Source organism: Leisingera sp. ANG-M1, from assembly GCF_000813745.1.
Classification (GTDB): domain Bacteria; phylum Pseudomonadota; class Alphaproteobacteria; order Rhodobacterales; family Rhodobacteraceae; genus Leisingera.
This window is the reverse complement of sequence record NZ_JWLC01000027.1, coordinates 135372-155782: the sequence shown is the minus strand read 5'-3', so window position 1 is coordinate 155782 and position 20411 is coordinate 135372. Positions and strand designations below refer to the sequence as shown.

22 protein-coding genes and 3 tRNA genes are annotated in these 20411 nt (G+C 62.9%); 18 read left to right on the top strand and 7 right to left on the bottom strand.

Translation table 11 applies throughout. From position 1 onward, the window contains the following. Window positions 1-44: 44 nt before the first annotated feature. Window positions 45-1187, top strand: a complete 1143-nt coding sequence (locus RA19_RS22545) for an alpha-hydroxy acid oxidase (protein WP_039167202.1) — start codon at window positions 45-47, stop codon at window positions 1185-1187. A 135-nt stretch (window positions 1188-1322) separates the two neighbouring features. On the opposite strand, the gene RA19_RS22540 is transcribed toward RA19_RS22545, so the two are convergent. Continuing rightward, entirely contained in the window at window positions 1323-1760 is a 438-nt protein-coding gene (locus RA19_RS22540) for a BLUF domain-containing protein (protein WP_039167200.1), read from the bottom strand. 330 nt (window positions 1761-2090) lie between these two features. On the opposite strand from RA19_RS22540, the gene RA19_RS22535 reads away from it, so the two are divergent. Continuing rightward, window positions 2091-5534, top strand: a complete 3444-nt coding sequence (locus tag RA19_RS22535) for a pyruvate carboxylase (RefSeq protein WP_039167198.1) — start codon at window positions 2091-2093, stop codon at window positions 5532-5534. 135 nt (window positions 5535-5669) lie between these two features. Then, window positions 5670-7244, top strand: coding sequence for a hypothetical protein (locus RA19_RS22530; RefSeq protein WP_039167196.1), 1575 nt, complete (start codon window positions 5670-5672; stop codon window positions 7242-7244). A gap of 30 nt (window positions 7245-7274) precedes the next feature. On the opposite strand, the gene RA19_RS27075 is transcribed toward RA19_RS22530, so the two are convergent. Beyond that, complete coding sequence (locus RA19_RS27075; RefSeq protein WP_193748318.1) at window positions 7275-7448, bottom strand: hypothetical protein; 174 nt, start codon at window positions 7446-7448, stop codon at window positions 7275-7277. Window positions 7449-7606: 158 nt separating this feature from the next. Here RA19_RS27075 and RA19_RS22525 point away from each other — a divergent pair. From RA19_RS22525 to RA19_RS22495, 7 genes are all read left to right on the top strand, one after another. Beyond that, window positions 7607-7681, top strand: a tRNA-Gly gene (locus RA19_RS22525). Window positions 7682-7824: 143 nt separating this feature from the next. After that, window positions 7825-8784, top strand: a complete 960-nt coding sequence (locus RA19_RS22520) for a DNA cytosine methyltransferase (protein ID WP_039134632.1) — start codon at window positions 7825-7827, stop codon at window positions 8782-8784. 54 nt (window positions 8785-8838) lie between these two features. Then, entirely contained in the window at window positions 8839-9741 is a 903-nt protein-coding gene (locus RA19_RS22515) for a NaeI family type II restriction endonuclease (protein ID WP_039167194.1), read from the top strand. Further along, window positions 9726-10139, top strand: coding sequence for a very short patch repair endonuclease (locus RA19_RS22510; RefSeq protein WP_039167192.1), 414 nt, complete (start codon window positions 9726-9728; stop codon window positions 10137-10139). Before RA19_RS22515 ends, RA19_RS22510 begins: the two co-directional genes overlap by 16 nt. 89 nt (window positions 10140-10228) lie before the next feature. Then, window positions 10229-10303: transfer RNA gene (locus RA19_RS22505), tRNA-Gly, on the top strand. A 145-nt stretch (window positions 10304-10448) separates the two neighbouring features. Then, window positions 10449-10523 (top strand) — tRNA-Gly (locus RA19_RS22500). A 178-nt stretch (window positions 10524-10701) separates the two neighbouring features. Beyond that, window positions 10702-12054 (top strand): aminotransferase, encoded by a 1353-nt coding sequence (locus RA19_RS22495; RefSeq protein WP_039167189.1) that lies wholly within the window; start codon window positions 10702-10704, stop codon window positions 12052-12054. A 377-nt stretch (window positions 12055-12431) separates the two neighbouring features. Here the strand turns inward: RA19_RS22495 and RA19_RS22490 are convergent, their stop codons facing one another. Continuing rightward, on the bottom strand, window positions 12432-12671 hold the full coding sequence (locus RA19_RS22490) for an Lrp/AsnC family transcriptional regulator (RefSeq protein ID WP_039167188.1): 240 nt from the start codon (window positions 12669-12671) through the stop codon (window positions 12432-12434). A 202-nt stretch (window positions 12672-12873) separates the two neighbouring features. Between RA19_RS22490 and hisB the strand changes: the two genes are divergently transcribed. Together hisB and hisH are read left to right on the top strand one after the other, a co-directional pair. After that, entirely contained in the window at window positions 12874-13461 is a 588-nt protein-coding gene (gene hisB, locus RA19_RS22485) for an imidazoleglycerol-phosphate dehydratase HisB (protein ID WP_039167309.1), read from the top strand. 2 nt (window positions 13462-13463) lie between these two features. Then, on the top strand, window positions 13464-14102 hold the full coding sequence (gene hisH, locus RA19_RS22480) for an imidazole glycerol phosphate synthase subunit HisH (RefSeq protein ID WP_039167185.1): 639 nt from the start codon (window positions 13464-13466) through the stop codon (window positions 14100-14102). A gap of 104 nt (window positions 14103-14206) precedes the next feature. Here the strand turns inward: hisH and RA19_RS22475 are convergent, their stop codons facing one another. Further along, on the bottom strand, window positions 14207-14938 hold the full coding sequence (locus tag RA19_RS22475) for an AraC family transcriptional regulator (protein ID WP_039167182.1): 732 nt from the start codon (window positions 14936-14938) through the stop codon (window positions 14207-14209). Between the two features lie 100 nt (window positions 14939-15038). Between RA19_RS22475 and RA19_RS22470 the strand changes: the two genes are divergently transcribed. Further along, the gene (locus tag RA19_RS22470) at window positions 15039-15575 is read left to right on the top strand and encodes a peroxiredoxin-like family protein (RefSeq protein WP_039167179.1); all 537 of its coding nucleotides are present in this window, start codon (window positions 15039-15041) and stop codon (window positions 15573-15575) included. A gap of 96 nt (window positions 15576-15671) precedes the next feature. Beyond that, complete coding sequence (locus RA19_RS22465; protein WP_039167177.1) at window positions 15672-15923, top strand: WGR domain-containing protein; 252 nt, start codon at window positions 15672-15674, stop codon at window positions 15921-15923. Window positions 15924-15925: 2 nt separating this feature from the next. Here the strand turns inward: RA19_RS22465 and RA19_RS22460 are convergent, their stop codons facing one another. Next, on the bottom strand, window positions 15926-16324 hold the full coding sequence (locus tag RA19_RS22460) for a DUF2147 domain-containing protein (RefSeq protein WP_039167174.1): 399 nt from the start codon (window positions 16322-16324) through the stop codon (window positions 15926-15928). A gap of 147 nt (window positions 16325-16471) precedes the next feature. Between RA19_RS22460 and hisA the strand changes: the two genes are divergently transcribed. Beyond that, window positions 16472-17194 (top strand): 1-(5-phosphoribosyl)-5-[(5-phosphoribosylamino)methylideneamino]imidazole-4-carboxamide isomerase, encoded by a 723-nt coding sequence (gene hisA, locus RA19_RS22455; protein WP_039167171.1) that lies wholly within the window; start codon window positions 16472-16474, stop codon window positions 17192-17194. Between the two features lie 89 nt (window positions 17195-17283). Here the strand turns inward: hisA and RA19_RS22450 are convergent, their stop codons facing one another. Then, window positions 17284-17730, bottom strand: coding sequence for a DUF302 domain-containing protein (locus tag RA19_RS22450; RefSeq protein WP_039167168.1), 447 nt, complete (start codon window positions 17728-17730; stop codon window positions 17284-17286). Between the two features lie 262 nt (window positions 17731-17992). Here RA19_RS22450 and RA19_RS22445 point away from each other — a divergent pair, with 262 nt between their 5' ends. Continuing rightward, window positions 17993-18388 carry a hypothetical protein gene (locus tag RA19_RS22445; RefSeq protein ID WP_039167165.1) on the top strand — a complete coding sequence of 132 codons (396 nt, stop codon included), beginning with the start codon at window positions 17993-17995 and terminating at the stop codon, window positions 18386-18388. A gap of 10 nt (window positions 18389-18398) precedes the next feature. Here the strand turns inward: RA19_RS22445 and RA19_RS22440 are convergent, their stop codons facing one another. After that, the gene (locus RA19_RS22440) at window positions 18399-18800 is read right to left on the bottom strand and encodes a hypothetical protein (RefSeq protein WP_039167163.1); all 402 of its coding nucleotides are present in this window, start codon (window positions 18798-18800) and stop codon (window positions 18399-18401) included. Between the two features lie 166 nt (window positions 18801-18966). Between RA19_RS22440 and hisF the strand changes: the two genes are divergently transcribed. Both hisF and RA19_RS22430 read left to right on the top strand, forming a co-directional pair. After that, the gene (hisF, locus tag RA19_RS22435) at window positions 18967-19728 is read left to right on the top strand and encodes an imidazole glycerol phosphate synthase subunit HisF (RefSeq protein WP_039167161.1); all 762 of its coding nucleotides are present in this window, start codon (window positions 18967-18969) and stop codon (window positions 19726-19728) included. Window positions 19729-19739: 11 nt separating this feature from the next. After that, entirely contained in the window at window positions 19740-20057 is a 318-nt protein-coding gene (locus RA19_RS22430; RefSeq protein WP_039167160.1) for a phosphoribosyl-ATP diphosphatase, read from the top strand. The last annotated feature ends 354 nt before the right edge of the window (window positions 20058-20411 follow it).

The window sequence follows — 20411 nt, the reverse complement described above, 5'->3', positions numbered from 1 at the left end:
TCCGGGGGCTGGACATTTGCCGCAGCCCCCGCCCAAATGCGCGGATGGATTTGCACCAGCGCTACCCCGGCCTTGATGACCTGAAACGCCGCGCTAAAGCGCGGCTGCCGCGGTTTGTCTGGGATTATCTGGACAGCGGCACCGGCGCCGAGCAGGCGCGCGCACGCAACCGGACCGGCCTCGACCGGATCGGCCTGCTGCCCTCGGTCCTGCATGGCGAAATGGAACCGGACCTGACCGCCGGCCTGCTGGGGACACGCCATGCCCTGCCCTTTGGCATAGCACCGGTGGGCATGTCCGGGCTGATCTGGCCGGATGCCGAGCGGATTCTGGCTCGCAGCGCCGCGGCGGCGGGCATTCCTTTTTGCCTCTCCACGGTAGCCAGCCAGTCACCCGAGGATCTGGCGCCGCATATGGGGCAGAACGCCTGGTTCCAGCTCTACCCGCCCAAAGATGAGACCATGCGCACCGATCTGCTGGCACGGGCGCGCGATGCCGGGTTCAATACCCTGGTGCTGACAGTGGATGTGCCCGCCGCTTCGCGCCGCGAGCGTCAGACCCGCTCGGGTCTCACCCAGCCGCCGCGGCTCACCCCGCGGCTGCTGGCGCAGATCGCGTGCCGCCCGGCCTGGGCGTTTGGCATGGCGCGGCACGGCATGCCGCGAATGCGCACGCTGGACAAATACATCTCTGCGCCGCAGGCCAACCTGCCGCCCACCGCGCACATCGGCTATTTGCTGCGCACTTCGCCGGATTGGGGCTATGTGGACTGGCTGCGCCGCAACTGGACTGGGGCCTTTATCATCAAAGGCGTGCTGCGTCCGGAGGATGCAAAGCGGCTGCAGGACGCGGGGGCTGATGCGCTGTGGGTCTCCAATCACGGCGGCCGCCAGTTCGATGGCTGCCCGGCAGCGGTGGACCTGCTGCCGCACATACGCGCCGCAGTGGATATCCCACTGGTCTTTGACAGCGGGATCGAAGGCGGGCTGGACATTCTGCGGGCGCTGGCGCTGGGGGCGGATTTCGTGATGCTGGGCCGCGCCTTCCACTATGCGCTGGCGGCCCTTGGCGCGGCAGGCCCCGCGCATTTGTGCGACATGCTGGCCAAGGACATGCAGGCCAATATGAGCCAGCTGGGTATTGCGGATCTCGCTCAGCTGCGCGCGCTGACGCCTTGCCAGGTTTAGGACGCGCCAGCTTGAGACGTCAGCCGGGGCGGGTTGAACCGTGATCTGGCAACGCCTTCCAGCCGCCCGGCCTATCCCAGGCCGGGACAAAGCCGGGGGCCGGGACCGTCTTGGCAAAGCGCAATTGCAGCAGGCTCAGGCCCTCCGCTCCAGCCGCTCAAAGGCCGCCAGGAAGTCGCGCACCACCTGCCGCACCGCGATTTCATCGCCGCGGTCGGGGCTGTTGATTGGGATCAGGTCCTGCAGCGAGAACACATGCTTGCGCGCCGGTTCCGGAAGCGTCTGCGGATCGGAGAACGCCATCCGCCATTCAGGAAAGGCACGGGCGCCAGCCGGCTCGCTGACCAGCACCTTGATATTTCCGTGCCGTTTGTCGGCCCGGATCCGCTGGAAGATCGCGGCCAGCGCCTGGGCCGGCCCTTCGATCACCTGCAAAAACCATCCTTTGTAACCCACCAGCATGCCAGTGAGATCCGCGGCTTGGTTCGAGGCCTGGGCGCGTTCGACGATTCTGGCCAGCTCCGGATTGGACATGGTGCGGGTTGCCTGGCTCACATAAACAATACGATGCATTCAAGGTCTCCTTTGCAACTGGCCCGGGAGGGAGCTCCGGGCAGGCGGTAGTCTTTTCTGCAATTGCCTCATCATAGCAGTGCCGGAGCAGCCCCGCCTTGTGTCGAAAGAATAGCCGCTTGCGCATCCGGACAGGGGGCAGAACCCGCGGAAGGGAACGAAATTATATTTCGTTACCAATGGTTGAAATCGCGACCGAAACCCGTAACGAAAAACCGAAAACAGGCCGCATGAGAGCGCAATCATGCCGGTTCTACCCAGAACTACGGTTGTCTCTGCCGTTATTATCCGCCTAACACTGCACCAACTTGCACGGACCCCGAGGGTGAAATGACCGACTTCAAAAAGATCCTGATTGCCAACCGAGGTGAGATTGCGATCCGCGTGATGCGCGCTGCCAACGAAATGGGCAAACGCACCGTCGCCGTCTATGCCGAGGAAGACAAGCTCGGCCTGCACCGGTTCAAGGCGGATGAAGCCTACCGGATCGGCGAAGGCATGGGGCCGGTTGCGGCCTATCTGTCGATCGACGAAATCATCCGCGTCGCCAAGGAAAGCGGCGCCGATGCGATCCACCCGGGCTACGGCCTGTTGTCGGAGAACCCGGATTTTGTGGATGCCTGCGCGCGAAACGGCATCACCTTCATCGGCCCCAAAGCGGAAACCATGCGGGCGCTTGGCGACAAGGCATCGGCGCGGAAAGTGGCGATTGCTGCGGGCGTGCCGGTTATTCCGGCCACCGAAGTGCTGGGCGACGACATGGCGGCGATCCGCAAGGAAGCCGCCGAGATCGGCTATCCGCTGATGCTGAAAGCCTCCTGGGGCGGCGGCGGCCGCGGCATGCGGCCGATCCACGGCGACGATGAAGTCGAGGAGAAAGTGCTGGAAGGCCGGCGCGAAGCGGAAGCCGCCTTTGGCAACGGCGAGGGTTATCTGGAAAAGATGATCACCCGCGCCCGCCACGTCGAGGTGCAGATCCTGGGCGACAAGCACGGCGAGATCTACCACCTTTTTGAGCGCGACTGCTCGGTGCAGCGCCGCAACCAGAAAGTGGTTGAGCGCGCCCCTGCCCCCTATCTGTCGGAAGAACAGCGCGCGGAGCTGTGCGACCTGGGCCGCAAGATCTGCAAGCATGTGAACTATGAATGCGCCGGCACCGTTGAATTCCTGATGGATATGAACGACGGCAAGTTCTACTTCATCGAAGTGAACCCGCGGGTGCAGGTGGAGCATACCGTGACCGAAGAGGTCACCGGCATCGACATCGTGCAGGCGCAGATCCTGATCGCCGAAGGCAAGACCATTGCCGAAGCCACCGGCAAAGCAGGCCAGGATGAGATCCGTCTGAACGGCCACGCGCTGCAGACGCGTGTGACCACCGAAGATCCGCTGAACAACTTCATCCCGGATTACGGCCGCATCACCGCCTACCGCTCGGCCACCGGCATGGGCATCCGCCTGGACGGCGGCACTGCATATGCGGGCGGCGTGATCACCCGTTATTATGACTCGCTGCTGACCAAAGTGACCGCCTGGGCGCCGACGCCCGAGAAGGCGATTGCCCGCATGGACCGCGCGCTGCGCGAGTTCCGGGTGCGCGGTGTTTCCACCAACATCGCGTTCGTCGAGAACCTGCTGAAGCACCCGACCTTCCTGTCGAATGAATACACCACCAAATTCATCGACGAGACCCCGGACCTGTTCAGCTTCAAGAAGCGGCGCGACCGCGGCACCAAGGTGCTGACCTATATCGCCGACATCACCGTGAACGGCCACCCGGAGACCGAAGGCCGCGCGGCACCCGCTGCCGACCTGAAGGAGCCGCGCGCACCGCAGGCGGATGTGGGCAACCTGCCCTATGGCACCCGCAACCTCTTGGAGCAGAAGGGCGCCCAGGCCGTTGCCGACTGGATGAAGGCGCAGCGCCAGCTGCTGCTGACCGACACCACCATGCGTGACGGCCACCAGTCGCTGCTGGCGACCCGGATGCGCTCGATCGACATGATCAAAGTGGCGCCGGCCTATGCGCAGCATCTGAACCAGCTGTTCTCGGTGGAATGCTGGGGCGGTGCGACCTTTGACGTGGCCTACCGCTTCCTGCAGGAATGCCCCTGGCAGCGCCTGCGTGACCTGCGCGAGCGGATGCCGAACCTGATGACCCAGATGCTGCTGCGCGCCTCCAACGGCGTCGGCTACACCAACTATCCGGACAATGTGGTGCAGGAGTTCGTGCGCCAGGCGGCGGAGACCGGCGTTGACGTGTTCCGCGTCTTCGACTCGCTGAACTGGGTTGAGAACATGCGTGTTGCCATGGATGCGGTGGTCGAGAGCGGCAAGGTCTGCGAAGGCACCGTCTGCTATACCGGCGACATTCTGGATCCGGACCGCTCCAAGTACGACCTCAAGTATTATGTCGGCATGGCCAAGGAGATGGAGGCCGCAGGCGCCCATATCCTGGGTCTGAAAGACATGGCGGGCCTGCTGAAGCCGGCCTCTGCACGGGTGCTGATCAAGGCGCTGAAGGAAGAGGTCGGCCTGCCGGTCCACTTCCACACCCACGACACCTCGGGTATTGCCGGCGCCACCATCCTGGCAGCCGCAGATGCGGGCGTCGACGCAGTGGATGCAGCGATGGACGCCTTCTCGGGCGGCACCTCGCAGCCCTGCCTGGGCTCGATCGTCGAGGGCCTGCGCAACACCGACCGCGACACCGGTCTGGACATCGCCAAGGTGCGCGAGATCTCCGGCTATTGGGAGCAGGTGCGCGGCCAGTATGCGGCGTTCGAAAGCGGCCTCGCAGCCCCGGCCTCGGAAGTTTACCTGCACGAGATGCCGGGCGGCCAGTTCACCAACCTGAAGGCGCAGGCGCGCTCCTTGGGCCTGGAAGAGAAATGGGCCGATGTGGCGCAGACCTATGCCGACGTGAACCAGATGTTCGGCGATATCGTGAAGGTGACCCCGTCGTCCAAAGTTGTTGGCGACATGGCGCTGATGATGGTCTCGCAAGGTTTGACCCGCGATGAGGTGGAAAGCCCGGAAACCGACGTGGCCTTCCCCGACTCGGTGGTCGACATGATGCGCGGCAACCTGGGCCAGCCTCCGGGAGGCTTCCCGGAAGCCATCGTCTCGAAAGTGCTGAAAGGCGAAGCGCCGAACCTGGAGCGCCCCGGTGCGCATCTGGAGCCGGTTGACCTGGAAGCGGTCCGCGCCGAGCTGTCGAAAGAGCTGGAAGGCTTTGCCGTCGATGACGAGGATCTGAACGGCTACCTGATGTATCCCAAGGTGTTCCTGGATTACATGGGCCGCCACCGCCAGTACGGCCCGGTGCGCGCGCTGCCGACCAAGACCTTCTTCTACGGCATGGAACCGGGCGACGAGATCACTGCTGAGATCGACCCTGGCAAGACACTGGAAATCCGTCTGCAGGCGGTCGGTGAGACCGACGAGAAGGGCGAAGTGAAGGTCTTCTTCGAACTGAACGGCCAGCCGCGCGTGATCCGGGTGCCGAACCGCCTGGTCAAGGCCTCGACCCAAGCCAACCCCAAGGCGGAAGCCGGCAACCCCAACCACGTCGGCGCGCCGATGCCCGGTGTTGTGGCCAGCGTCGCGGTTCAGGCAGGCCAGCAGGTGCACGAAGGCGACATGCTGCTGACCATCGAAGCGATGAAGATGGAGACCGGCATCCACGCCGAGCGCGACGCGGTGGTCAAAGCCGTTCACGTCACCGCAGGTGCACAGATCGACGCAAAGGATCTGCTCGTCGAGCTGGAGTAAACAGCAACAGGCTGCATCTGCAGCGTGTTCAGACGCCCTGCCCCTGGCAGGGCGTCTTTTTTTATGCCTGCAAAACTTGACCTGCAGGCCGGCCGTGCCAGAGTTTTGGGAAGTTAATTTGGTTCGAGGTTTCTGATGGCTGTTCCCAAGCTTACCGCCCCTGTCGGGCAATCCCCGCGTGAAAGCGAAGGCAAACCAGTCAAGAACAAGGGCGAGGACGTCCTTTTGGTGCGCCGGATGCTGGAAGCCAACAAGATCGGGCCGCTGGGCACCTCCAAGAAGGTTGATGCGGGGCTGTTGAAAGCAATCGGGACCTACCAGAAAAAGATCGGGTTCAAGCGCCCTGATCAGGTGGTGGATCCGGGCGGGCGCACGGTCACGGCGCTGCTGCCGAAGTTCAAAGCCCAAGTGACCGCCGAGGAAAAGGCCGCGAAGGAACCCAAGCTGGAGGTCACCTTCCGCGGCAAGAAGATCCTGGTCACGCAGAAGGAATACGACAAGCTGAAAGCGGAGGTGATCAAGAACCTGACGCCCTACATGAAGTCGCTGATCAAGAACCAGAAAGCCTGTCTGGAAACCTATCAGAGCTATCTCGACACCGCGATGATCAAGGACGGGGTGCTGAACGCGGTGGCGCAGGCGATCATCATCAAGGCGGGATCGGTCAAGATGCCCGACAACAAGCTGGCGACCCGCTCGATCAGCGCGGCGGGCAAGCTGGAGCGGGCGATGTCGTCGAAGGATCTGAAACAGATCGACGAGGCGCTGCCTGCGGCGGAGAAGGCGATCAACGCGTTCAGCGACGACCTGCTGCGGTTCCTGAAAGAATTCACCGGCTCGGCCCAGACCACCGGCACCGTGCTGATGGTCAGCTCAGCCGTGTGTTTTGCGGTGGTCGGCGCGCTGGCGGCACCGGTGCTGGTTACTGGCGCGGGCATGAGCGCAGGCAGCGCGGCGGTGGTTTCCGGGGCCGGGGTCGGCGTGCTGCAAAGCGCTAGCCAGGAATTGGGCAAACACGCCAGCGGCCAGAAGGTGACCGTGTGGTCCTCGGTGCAGTCCATCGTGATCGACGGCACCATCGGCGGGCTGACCGCCGGCATCGGCAGCAAGATCCCACTGGGGTTCTGCGACGACATGGCCAAGGCGGTGGCGCCGCGGCTTGCGTCGAAGGTGCCCTTTATGGCCACCAAGCAGCTGGAGAAATTTATTTCCAATTACATCGCCGGTTCCGGCCAGGAGGTGATCAAATCGGCAATCGGCGAGGCGATCAAAGTGGTCGGGAAGATCGCCAAATCCGGCAAGGCACCAACCGAGAAGGACTTCAACGACGCGGTGCAGAGCGTGCTCTATTCGGCGCTATTGGGCGGGCTGGTCAAGAACCTGGGCGGGTTCCAGAAGAAATGGGCCTATAAGAACAAGGACATGCTGCAAGGCAAGATCCTGCCAGACCGCTTTGCCAAACTGGCCAAGGACAACAAGATCCCCAATACTCTCAAGGCGAAACTGTGGGCCGAGGTGTCCAACAAGGTCAGCGACGAGATGCTGAAAGCGGGTTACGGGGCGGTGATCAGTGCGGCTTCGGGCAAGGAGAGCGAGAGCCAGCTGACCGATATGGCCGCCAAGGCGGTGGAGAAGGACAAAAAGCTTCAGAAACTGGTCGATGCCGAGATGCTGAAGGCAATGAAGAAACTGAAGATCGAAGCGAAGTGACAATCTGGCAGTTGCGGAAGCAGTGCCGCCTTAGACCGGGTGCTCCAGAACCTGGGGCAATTCTGCGGTTTCAACCTGCACTGGCTTGATCTCTTCGAACCGGTCTGTCCAATCCGCCTGTTTCTGCGGCGCTGCCTGCAGGGTCATGCCCAACGCAATTGCCGCGCTCAGGCTGCCAATACGAATACCGTCTTTCAAAAGCATTTCACCAACTCTCCCGTTGCAAATCCGGCTGTTTGGAAATGAAACGCCCTTGCCCGCCCGTTCCGTCGCAGCTTTGAAGGATTTTTTTCATCCGGGATGTTTTTTCCGCTTGCAGCCTGGGCCCGGAGACCCTATTCCACCGCTCACCGGATGGCAGCGCGGGCGTAGCTCAGGGGTAGAGCATTACCTTGCCAAGGTAAGGGTCGTGAGTTCGAATCTCATCGCCCGCTCCATCGGAAGACGAACAGGCCGTCCCTCGGGGCGGCCTTTCGCTTTTCAGCAATTGCGCATAGTCTGGCCGGGGCGGAAATCCTTGTGCGGAATCACCTTACCGCTTAGGAACAGAGCAAGAACGCGAACGGACAGGCAGAGCAGAATGCTGACATCGGTAGAACTATGCGCAGGTGCGGGCGGCCAGGCCCTTGGGCTGGAAAAGGCAGGCTTTGATCACACTGCGCTGGTGGAGATCGACAAGCATTGCTGTGCCACCCTGCGCCACAACCGCCCCCAGTGGAACGTGCTGGAAGAGGACGTGCGCAAGTTCAAGGACGTTGCCGGTGACTACAAGGGCATCGACCTGCTGGCAGGCGGACTGCCCTGCCCGCCGTTTTCGGTGGCCGGCAAGCAGCTGGGCGAGAAGGACGAGCGCAACCTGTTCGACGATGCGATTGAGATCGTCGATGCCACCCGCCCCCGCGCGGTGATGATCGAGAACGTGCGCGGCTTTCTGGATGCGGTGTTCTCCGACTACCGGGAGAAGCTGAAGAAACAGCTGTCGAAACTGGGATATGAGACCGATTGGCGGCTGCTGAATGCCTCTGACTTCGGCGTGCCGCAGCTGCGGCCGCGAGTGGCGATTGTCGCCCTGCGCAAGGAATTTGCGGGCCAGTTCAATTGGCCCGAGCCGCTGCCGCACAACCCGCCCACCGTGGGCGCGACGCTGATTGACCTGATGAAGGAGCGCGGCTGGCGCGGGGCTGAGGACTGGGCGGCCAAAGCGGATGAGATTGCGCCGACGATTGTTGGCGGCTCCAAGAAACACGGCGGCCCTGATCTGGGCCCGACCCGGGCGCGGCGCGCCTGGGCGGCTTTGGGGGTCGAGGGGCGCACCATCGCCAACGAGGCGCCGGATCCGTTCCACAACGACATGCCGCGCCTCACGGTGCGGATGGTGGCGCGCATCCAGGGCTTCCCCGACGAATGGCATTTCACCGGGGCCAAGACCAATGCCTACCGCCAGGTCGGCAATGCCTTCCCGCCGCCGGTGGCGGAAGCGGTGGCACGCGAGCTGAAGGCGGCAATTGCCAAGCCGAACCTGCATGCTGTGCGGGCGTAAAACCTCTCTGCCATTTCAGAACCCAAGGCTGTGCCCGGCCCGGCGGAACACCATATGAAACAGAAACTTCCCGACAGCCTTGTTGTGCCGGGCCATCCGGATTTCGGCCTGCTGTTTGAGCTGATGGCCGAAATCACCACACGCGCCGGCGGCGCGCTGGCGCTGGAATATGATGTGCCGCAGATGCTGCGGCGCTGCATCGACGATGTGATCATGACGCCCAAGACCGGGCGGCGCGCCTATGAGGATCTGGAAAAGACGGAGAAGACCTATATCGGCACGCGGGTCGAGATCGAGCTGCGGGCGCTGCTGGGTGTGAAAAAGGGGCGGCTGGATACCGAGATTTTGGGCCATGATGTCGATATCAAGCACACCATGGGCACGAACTGGATGATCCCGACCGAGGCGCTGGACAGCGTCTGCCTGCTGGTGGCTGCCGATGAGGCGCGGGCACGCTGTTATCTGGGGCTGATCAAGGCCCGCCCGGACTATCTGACCCGGGGCCAGAACAAGGACGCCAAGCGCAGCATTTCGGCCGAGGGGTTCAAGCATATTTTCTGGCTGTTCAAGGATCACCCCTACCCGGCGAATTTCTGGCGCACTGCGGACGCAGAGGCGGTGGAGCAGATCTTTGCCGCCGCCACAGGCAATGAACGCATGGCGCAGCTGTTCCGGCTGATCCAGCGCCAGCCGATTCACCGCGACGCGGTGGAGGCGGTGGCGCAGCAGAAGGACTTCATGCGCCGCATCCGGGCAGACGGCGGCCATGGAACCCGGGACATTCTGGCACGCGAGCAGATCGTGCTGCTGGAAGGCCAGAAGGATGCCCAGCTGATCAAGGCGCTGGAGCTGCCGCCCTGCCCGGCCAGCGCCTTTATTTCCTGCCGGATTGAAAGCGGCTACCATGCCCGCATGGTGGAACAATCCAGGCATCACGTGGAATGGCCGACACCCTGACACCCGAGCGGCGCAGCGCCAATATGGCGAAGATCCGCGCCAAGCACACCAAGCCGGAAATGCTGGTGCGGCGGATGGTGCATGGGATGGGCTACCGCTACCGGCTGCACCGCAAGGACCTGCCCGGCAAACCGGATCTGGTGTTCGGGCCGCGGCGCAAGGTGATCTTTGTGCATGGCTGCTTCTGGCATTTGCATGACTGCCGCGCCGGCCGTATCCCCTCTTCGCGGCGGGACTATTGGGAACCCAAGCTGCTGCGCAACGTGGAGCGCGACGCTGAGCATCTGGCCGAGCTGGAAGGTGCAGGCTGGCAGGTGCTGACCGTCTGGGAGTGCGAGACCAAGGACCAGGAAGAGCTGGAGGTGCGGCTACGCACCTTCCTGAGTGAGCAAAAATAGGTTTATCCACAGATACTTGCCCGGTTTTTCATTTTTCCGCTTGCAGCCCCATGGGGAAAGCCCTACATACCGCCTCACCGAATGGCAGCGCGGGCGTAGCTCAGGGGTAGAGCATTACCTTGCCAAGGTAAGGGTCGTGAGTTCGAATCTCATCGCCCGCTCCATTCGAAACCGAAAAGGCCGCCCTCCGGGGCGGCTTTTTGGTTTTCGGACCGCCTCCGGACCCTCGGCATTTTCTTTACCTTCCTGTCATTTTCCGCTTGCAGTGCAGCCCCGGATTTCCTATTCACCGCCTCACCGAATGGCAGCGCGGGCGTAGCTCAGGGGTAGAGCATTACCTTGCCAAGGTAAGGGTCGTGAGTTCGAATCTCATCGCCCGCTCCATTTGGAACCGAAAAGGCCGCCCTCCGGGGCGGCCTTTCGCTTTCTCCAGCCTGCCTTTTTGCTCTGCCGATAGAATATGATCAAATTCCTTTTGACCTGCGATGCAAAGCCGGCCAATGCTACGGGCAAAAGCGCCCCTCGGGTCATTTGAGGGGCGGTTCGCGCAAGGAGTTTGGCCATGGCCCCAGTGATCTACCCCACCACCAATTTCACCGCGACCGAGCAACTGTGCCTGGACCGCGGCGAAGGCATCTATGTCTATGACACCGACGGCAACAAATACATCGAAGGGCTGGCAGGCCTGTGGTGCACTTCGCTGGGCTACAGCAACACCGAGGTGATGGATGCGATCACCGAGCAGCTGCACAAGCTGCCGTTCTCGCACACTTTCGGCGGCAAGACCCATGAGCCGATCATGGCGCTGGCCGACAAGCTGAAGGCGATGGTGCCGGTGGAGGATGCCTACATCTTCTTTGGCAACTCCGGCTCGGACGCCAACGACACCCACTACAAAATGCTGCGCTATTACTTCAACGCCATCGGCAAGCCGGAGAAGCGCAAGATCATCACCCGCGAGCGCGGCTATCACGGGGTGACGGTGGCGGCGGGCTCGCTGACCTCGCTGCCTGCAAACCTGGCGCATTTCGATGCACCGCTGGAGGCACTCTCGATTCTGCGCTCGGATTCGCCGCACTACTACACCGGCCGCCAAGGCAATGAGACTGAGGAACAGTTTGTCGACCGGATCATCACTAACCTGGAAGAGCAGATCCTGGCGGAAGACCCCGACACCATCGCGGCGATGATTGTCGAACCGATCACCGGCGCCTCAGGCGTGATCGTGCCGCCGGAGGGTTATTACGAGAAGCTGCAGGCGCTGCTGCGCAAGCATGGCATTCTGGTCTGGGCTGACGAGGTGATCTGCGGCTTTGGCCGGACCGGCGCGGACTTCGGCTGCACCACCATGGGCATCAAGCCGGACCTGATGACTTTTGCAAAGCAGCTGTCGTCGGCCTATTTCCCGATCTCGGCCTCGGTTATTCCGGGCTACATGTATGAGGCGATGATCGACCAGACCAATGAGGTCGGCGTGTTCGGCCATGGCTATACTTACTCCGGCCATCCGGCAGCCTGTGCCGCGGCGCTGAAGACGCTGGAGATCTATGAACGCGACAACCTGTTTGAGCACGCAGCAGAGGTGGGCGCCCATATGCAGGCGCAGCTGCGCGAGATTTTCACCGACCACCCGCTGGTCGGCGAAGTGCGCGGCAAAGGCCTGATCGCGGCGCTGGAGCTGGTGTCGAACAAGACCACCGGCGCGAGCTTTGACAAAGGCATCGCGGGCGCCACAGCGCAGAAGGCCTGCGAGGCAAACGGGCTGATCATCCGGGCGGTGGCCGGCAATGCAGTGGCGCTGTGCCCGCCGATCATCATCACCAAAGATGAGGTCGACGACATGCTTGCGCGGATGAAGAAGGCTATCGACGCCACCTATGCAGACCTGAGGGACAAGGGGCTGATTGCCGCCTGAGCCGAACAACTTCCCGTGAGACGCCCTGGCTTAGCCAGGGCGTCTTCCGTTTAAACGCTTGAGACTGAACAGTTAACTGTGGCGCCTGCCGCCCGCGCAGTTTTTCCTGAAATTCCAGCCGGAATCCGCTATACTCGCCGCAGTTTGTTTCAGACCGAGATTTTCACGATGACGCGCCGCTCCGGCATTGCCGGTTCTTCCGACAGAAACCCCGCCGCCAGGTTCCGCTCCTTGGACCTGTGAGGGCTTTGCAGCGAATCTCTGCCTGCTGAAACGCAGACCGGGCGCCTGTTCCGGTCATGAGTTCCGATGGGGACCGGGGACCCTCAAAGCCCCTCGCAGCACTCACCGCTGCGGGGGGCTTGGTTTTTCCGGCCTCAGAAGACCTTGAAGGTCATTGTTGTCAGCGACCGCTCAATCCCTTCGATCGGCAAGAGCTGCTCGTTGATGTATTTGCCGACATCTTCGCCGGTGGGGATGTAGAGCTTCATCAGCAGGTCGAAATTGCCGCTGGTGGAGTAAAGCTCGGAATGGATTTCGCGCAGGGCAATCTCTTCGGCCACCTTATAGGTGGTGCCGGGCTTGCAGCGGATCTGGACAAAGACGCAGGTGGACATGAGGATCCTTGTTACGGTTTGGTTGATTGCGCCCAAGCTCGCATGCGCTGCCGCGGGGCGCAAGTGACGGGACCGCAAGCGGGGAGGCTGCAACAGATTGGCCGCCTTGCACAATGCCGCACTTGAGCCCTGCCCCCTGCCCGCCCTATAAGCGCCCATGCAGAATTGGAATTCCTGCAGCTTGACGAAGGACAGCCCGCAGATGCGTACAGCCCAAGTGACCCGCAAGACCGCGGAAACCGATATCTCGGTGGAGATCAACCTCGACGGCACCGGGGTTTACGACAACCAGACCGGGGTCGGCTTTTTCGACCACATGCTGGACCAGCTGGCACGGCATTCGCTGATCGACATGACCATCCGCGCCAAGGGCGACTACCACATCGACGACCACCACACGGTAGAGGACACCGGCATCGCGCTGGGTCAGGCGCTGGTGCAGGCGCTGGGGGACAAGAAGGGCATCCGCCGTTACGGTGAGTGCCACCTGCCGATGGATGACGCGCAGGTGCGCTGTGCGCTTGACCTGTCGGCGCGCCCGTTCCTGATCTGGAATCTGGAGCTGCCCACCCAGAAGATCGGCGCCTTTGACACCGAGCTGGTGCGGGAGTTCTTTCAAGCCTTGAGCACCCACGGCGGCATCACCCTGCACATCGACCAGCTGCACGGGTTCAACAGCCACCATATCGCCGAGGCCGCGTTCAAGGCGGTGGCCCGCGCCCTGCGGCTGGCGGTGGAAACCGATCCGCGCAAGGCGGATGCAATCCCCTCGACCAAAGGGGCGCTGTGAGCATGCTGACCGCGATTATCGACTACGAATCCGGCAATCTGCACTCCGCCGAGAAAGCGTTTCAGCGCATGGCGCGGGAGATGGACGCGGGCGAGGTTGTCGTGACCTCGGATGCGGATGTTGTGGCGCGGGCGGACCGGCTGGTGCTGCCCGGCGACGGCGCCTTTCCCGCCTGCGCCGCCGAGCTGCGCGGCCACAAGGGCATTTATGATGCGATGGTCGAGGCGGTGGAGCAGAAGGGCCGCCCATTCCTCGGCATCTGTGTCGGCATGCAGCTGATGGCCACCACCGGCCATGAGTATGAGGAAACCCCGGGCCTGGGCTGGGTTGGCGGCGATGTGGTCAAGATTGAACCCGCGGATGCGTCTTTGAAGGTGCCGCATATGGGCTGGAACGATCTGGTGATTGAGGCGGAGCACCCGGTGTTCGACGGCATCAACACCGGCGATCATGTGTATTTCGTGCACTCCTACCATTTCCGCGCCGCTAGCCCGGCCGAGCGGCTGGCGCATGTGGATTACGCCGGCGATGTCACTGCAGTGATCGGCCGGGACACCATGCTCGGCATGCAGTTCCACCCGGAGAAAAGCCAGGCCACCGGCCTGCGGATGATCGGCAACTTCCTGACCTGGAAGCCTTGATGGTACGGCGCTGACGCGCCGTTGCCCCCCCCTCTCGGCGGCAAAGCCGCCTGCCGGTCAGCGGGACAGGGGTATTTAGGACCAGAAAGAAGCTGCAGGGCTTTTTAGGCCGCAACGGTGCGCAATGAAACCGGAGCAACGCCGTAGGCCTTGCGGAAGGCGCGGGTGAAGCCTTCGGGGGACCCGTAGGCATAACGGCGCGCCACCGCCTCGACCCGGTCGCCGCGCATCAGGTCCTGATGCGCTAGGATCAGCCGCCACCGGCGCAGGTAGCCGATCGGGGTTTCCCCGACTTCAGCACCAAAGAGCTCCGAAAATCGCGACAGCGACAGCCCGGCCTCCTGAGCCAGGTCCGCGTTGGTCCAGAGGCGGCCCGGGTGGTCGTGCATGGCTACGATGGCGCGGCTGAGGCGCGGGTCGGCGAGGCCCGCCAGCAGGCCTGGCTCAGTCGCGCCCTTCTGGATCTGGTTGCGCAGGAGGCGCACCATCAGCACCTCGCCCAGCCTGTTGATCACAGATTGCGCGCCGCAATGCTGGCCCTCCGCTTCCTCCTGCATCAGCCGCACCAGCCCCTGCGCCTCGGCATTGCCGGTAACCTCGTAATCCACAATTTCGGGCAGTGCCGCCAGGAACGGGTTGCTCTGCCCCGACCATTCCACCCGCGCCGCCCACATGAGGGCCTCAGCCGCCAGCCGGGGCAGCGGACCGCGGGTGAAATAAAGTATCCGGAAAGGCTCTCCTGCCGCGTCTGCAAGTGCAATCAGATTTGCCTCCCCTGGCCCGGCGGCCCGCACTGCCAGCTGAAAGCGGTCCATGAGTGTGGTCAAGCGGTCCATATTTCCGGTGTTCCTGTCAGGTTTTTCGGATTTATGAGACATTAAACCAGGCAATACAGTCAAGCAACCACCACTCATACCACTCTCATGGAGCGCGCCTATGCTGATCCCCCGCCAAAAGACACCGAACCTGACGCTGCCGACACTGGACCACGGGCAGTTCGATCTGTCCTCGGAGCAAACCGAACGCGGCACTGTCGTCTGCTTTTACCGCGGGTTGCACTGCCCGCTGTGCGCCACCTATCTGAAAGAGTTTGAGAAGAAGGTGGCCGCCTTTGCCGAGCGCGGTGTCAACTGCATCGCCATCAGCTCGGACGGCGAAGAGCGCACCCGCGCCATGGCCGAAAAAATCGAGGCCAAGGATCTGCGGTTCGGCTATGACCTGCCGCTGTCCGTGGCCAAGGAATGGGGGCTTTATATCTCCACCTCGCGCGGCAAAACCTCGATCGGCATCGAAGAGCCTGCGCTGTTCTCGGAGCCCGGCCTGTTTTTGGTGACGCCGGAGCAGACGCTGTATTACGGCGCCGTGCAGACCATGCCCTTTGTGCGCCCGCATTTCGCAGAGCTGGTCGCGGCCCTGGATTTTGCCATCCCCAACAACTACCCGGCGCGCGGTGAATACACCGGTGAGGTTTGACCGCACCGGCCGGTAAAAACCGGCCGATTGAGCAATAGACAAGAGGTCCGCTTCCATGCATACGGGGCGGACCTTTTTTGCGCCTCAGGGTCCCCTTTGCACATCCGTTTCGAGAAATACGACCACGCCGAAGGCAAGCACCGCTATTGCCTCTTGAGCCTGACGCCGACGCTGTTCGGCGACTGGTGCGTGGAACGTGCGACCGGGCCGCTGAACGCGCCGGGCGGAGCGCAGAAGCGCACCTATTTCGCCGCCCATGGCGAGGCGCTGGCGATTTTTGAGCGGTTCCGGGACCGGCAGCTGAAGCGCGGCTATGCGCCAATCCCGGTGCAGCTTGGGCTGTTCTAATCCTATTTGACCCGCGACCAGGTCTGGCCGCGGCAGATCAGTCCGCCGGCCACGCAGCCCTTTACCGTCAGCGCATTGCCGCTGAGGGACATTTTCGAGGCATAGGTCTTGCCTGAGTCCGGCGCCCAGATCTTGCCGCCGGAATAGCTGCCGCTGCCCTCGCTTGCCATGTCCCAGATCATCCGCTTGCCTTTGTGCTCATAATCCGCCTGCTCGGCGCCTTCCGCACTGAAAGCCGCCTGGATAGTTCCGCACATGGCCGCACCACAGGGGCTGACGGCCACATGCAGATAGCCGCCGGTATCGCCAGGTTCGGTTTTCCATAGCCCGGCCGCCGGGTCTGCGGCGGCTATGCCCGCCGAGGCCAGCGCCAGGGCTGTGCCTGTCAATAGATGTTTCATTCCGTTTCCTCCCTGTTTCAAAGGCAGCCTGTTCCTGATGCCGGGACCAAGGCAAGGTTGACTTCGGGTCGCGTTGCAATTCCGGCCCGCCTTGTGCAAAAGACCTTGCAAAACACTGCCAGCTTGATTTCACGAAGGACCGCCCGGATGATCCTCTACCCCGCGATTGACCTCAAAGACGGCCAGGCCGTGCGCCTACTGCATGGCGAGATGGACCAGACAACCGTGTTCAACGACAACCCGGCCGCCCAGGCGCTGGAGTTTGTCGCGGCGGGCTGCGAATGGCTGCACCTGGTGGATCTGAACGGCGCCTTTGCCGGCGAGCCAGTGAATGCGGCGCCGGTCGAGGAGATCCTGAAGCAGACCAAAGTGCCCGCGCAGCTGGGCGGCGGCATCCGCGACATGGCCACCATCGAACGCTGGATCGATAAAGGCCTGGCGCGGGTGATCCTGGGCACCGTGGCGGTGGAAAACCCGGACCTGGTGCGCGAGGCCGCGCGCGAATTCCCTGGCAAGGTTGCCGTCGGCATCGACGCCCGCAACGGCAAGGTGGCCACCAAGGGCTGGGCCGAGGAGACCGATGTAATGGTCACCGACCTCGCCAAAAGCTTCGAGGACGCAGGCGTAGCCGCCATCATCTACACCGACATTCTGCGCGACGGCGCCATGAAAGGCCCGAATGTGGAGGCTACCGCCGATCTGGCCAATGCAGTCAGCATCCCGGTGATCGCCTCCGGCGGCGTGTCCTCTTTGGACGATTTGCGGGCGCTGAAATCCTGCGGCGCTCCGCTCAATGGCGCCATCTCCGGCCGCGCGCTTTATGACGGCGCCATTGACCTGGCCGAAGCGCTGGCCACGCTCAAGGCCTGAGCTTCTTTCTGGTCAAAAATACCCCGGGGGTGAATGGGCCATAGGCCCAGAGGGGGCAGCGCCCCCTCCTCCCGCCACTAGAACAGCGCTTATTGCGCCGCCGCCGCGGTCAGCTTGCCCAGGGCGCCCTGCATCTTGGCAAGAAACCCGGCGTCCGCCGGCACATCCAGCCCTGACAGCATCGCTGCCGGGTCCTCGTAGGTGAGCCAGACCTGGCCCTCTGCGTCCTCATAAGCCAGCACCTTCAACGGCAAGTACAGCCCGGCGCGGATATCGGCCTGCATCGCCGGAGTGCCCAGCTTGGGATTGCCGAAGATCAAGAGCTGCGCGCCGTCCAGCTCCAGCCCCGCCTTTTGCGCCCCCGCCGCATGGTCGACCCGGGCAAAGACAGTGGCGCCCGCCCCTTCGACAGCTGCCCGCAGCGCATCCATGGTCTCGGCGACCGGTTTCTGGCTTGGCACTTTCATCAGTTCGGCGGCGGCGGGAAATGCGGACATGAGGGCAAAGGCTCCTGCAAGAATGAGGCTAGGTTTCATCACGAAAACTCCAAATCGTCAGACTATGGGATGAAATCAAGCCAGCCAGGCGCTGCGATCAAGTCACGTTTCCGGCATCGGCAGGACCCTGCGGGGCCGGGCCAGCTACAGCCCTGTCCCGGATTGCAGAACCCGGCATTCGCCAGCGCACCAGTTACTCCGGTTCCGGAATACCTGCATTGCCCTTCCGCCGGCTAGCATACATTGCCTGGCAGGATATATTCTGAATCAGCATTTTTAATGCCCTTACCCAATAGAAACCATGGATTTTCAACTCGTTTTCCACTTCGCTGCTGCCACATTGCCCTTATTGATCTGTTTCGTCTGCGCGGTGCGCGACACTGTGAATAAGGCCCCTAGCCAAGCGACACTTGCCCCTTTTGCAAACCGCTGGGCCGGCTATGGGGCGTCCTGGATCCTCGTCCTCCTGCTTATCTATTGCGGGGCTCAAGCAGCTCTCACACTCGGAGACTGCAGAGGCGGGTTCAAGGACTGCTGCAGCTGCGCTTTGATCCCCGACGCAGCGGGGCGCTATGCGTCTTTCCTGACTTTCTTCGGGTTCCTCTACATTCTTGCGGTTGTGTTTCCTGCCCTCGCGCTTTTTGCGGGGATAGAAATTGCCTACCGCTGGCGCAGGAGGAAGGCCGGCCTGGGCTGAGGCTTAGCCGCTACTTCGCTTCTGCAGGACGCACGATCCGCCAGGCATTCGGCAGCTTTCTGTCCCCGTGATAGGGCTGGATCGTTTCCGCATCGACCTGCTCCAGCCGCCAGCAGCCCCCGCCGCTGCCCCAGTCCTCGCACCACAGATCGCGCCACACCGACCACTGCGACGTGTAGGGCCGCTCCCCGAACGTGCCCATACTGCCGCCCGAGCTGCCGCCGCTGTCATAGGTCTGGGTCCAGCGGGTCCGGAAGTCCTCGTTGGAAATCCCGGTCAGAGTCGCACCGGGGATAGTGGCCAGAAGGTCCTCTGCATCCATCATTTCCCCCGCGACGCCTTCTTGCGCCGCTGACATGGACACCGCACACAAGGCGGCAGAAACCAGATTGAAGCAGGCGAAACGGGGCATGGTGCAATCTCCGGTCATTACAGGCACGATCCTGACAAGGCACTTTGGCAGCAAGAGTACCACGCCCGCAGCCCTGGACCAAAACGCGCGGAACAAGCCATAGCTGTTGCGCTTTCCAAGCGCTTTGCGTACCCACAGAACCAAGCAGCTTGAAAGGCAGCGCAGCATGCTGAAGACCCGTATCATCCCCTGTCTCGATGTCGCCGACGGCCGTGTGGTCAAGGGCGTGAACTTTGTCGGCCTGCGCGATGCGGGCGACCCGGTGGAATGCGCCAAAGCCTATGATGCGGCCGGTGCGGATGAGATCTGCTTTCTGGATATTCACGCGACCCATGAAAACCGCGGCACTATGTTCGACATGGTGCAGCGCACGGCTGAGCAGTGCTTTGTGCCGCTGACCGTGGGCGGCGGGGTGCGCAGCAAGGAAGACGTGCGCGCGCTGCTGCTGGCGGGGGCTGACAAGGTCTCGTTCAATTCCGCCGCGGTGGCCAACCCGGATGTGATTGCCGAGGCCGCCGATCAGTTCGGCAGCCAGTGCATCGTCTGCGCCATCGACGCCAAGACGGTGGAGCCGGGCCGCTGGGAGATTTTCACCCATGGCGGCCGCAAACCCACCGGCATCGACGCGGTGGAATTTGCACGGACCGTGGCGGCCAAGGGCGCGGGCGAGATTCTGCTGACTTCGATGGACCGCGACGGCACCAAGGCCGGGTTCAACCTGCCGCTGACCCGGGCGATTTCCGATGCGGTGGAGGTGCCGGTGATTGCCTCCGGCGGCGTCGGCAACCTGGATCACCTGGTGGAGGGCGTGACCAAGGGCGGCGCTTCGGCGGTGCTGGCGGCGTCGATCTTCCATTTCGGCGAATACACCGTGCAGGAGGCCAAGGAGCACATGGCGGCTGCAGGCATCCCGATGCGGCTGAACTGAAGGGGCATGGTATGAGCCTGCTGCACGATCTCGAAGCCACCATCCTGTCCCGCAAGGGCGCCGACCCGGAAAGCAGCTGGACTGCCAGGCTGCTGGCAAAAGGGCCGGAGAAATGTGCCGAGAAATTCGGCGAGGAAGCCATTGAGGCGATCATCGAGGCGGTGAAGTCCGACAAGGCCAAGCTCGCCTCGGAAGGCGCCGATGTGCTTTATCATTTCCTGGTGATGCTGGCCGCGCGCGATGTGGCACTGGATGATGTGCTGCAGGTTCTGGCAGAACGCCAGGGCCTCAGCGGTATTGCCGAAAAGTCCAGCCGCCCCAACAGCTGATACCCGCCGCTGGGGCCGGAGCCGGCAAACAGGCTCTCCCGCGCCGGACAGATGCACTTGCCTGCGGCAAGCACATCCTCTCCGCCTTGGGCCTGGCGCCGTACGTTCCGTGCAGCGCCTCCGCCGTTTGCAGCCAAGGCCAAGACAGAGCGCACCGGTGGCAGCTCCGGGTCAAGGGAGGCGCAGCCTCCGCGCGGCCCGCGCGGCTTGCCCTTGACGCGCCCGTGCCTAAGACTATCAAATAGGCCGCTGAGGGGCGCATCTGCCCTTCAGCGGCTTCTCAGCAGGCTCTTCCCTTTGCGCCGCGCAGCGGCGCCAGGCCCAACCGTGAAGGCCGTCCGCCAGGACGCGGCG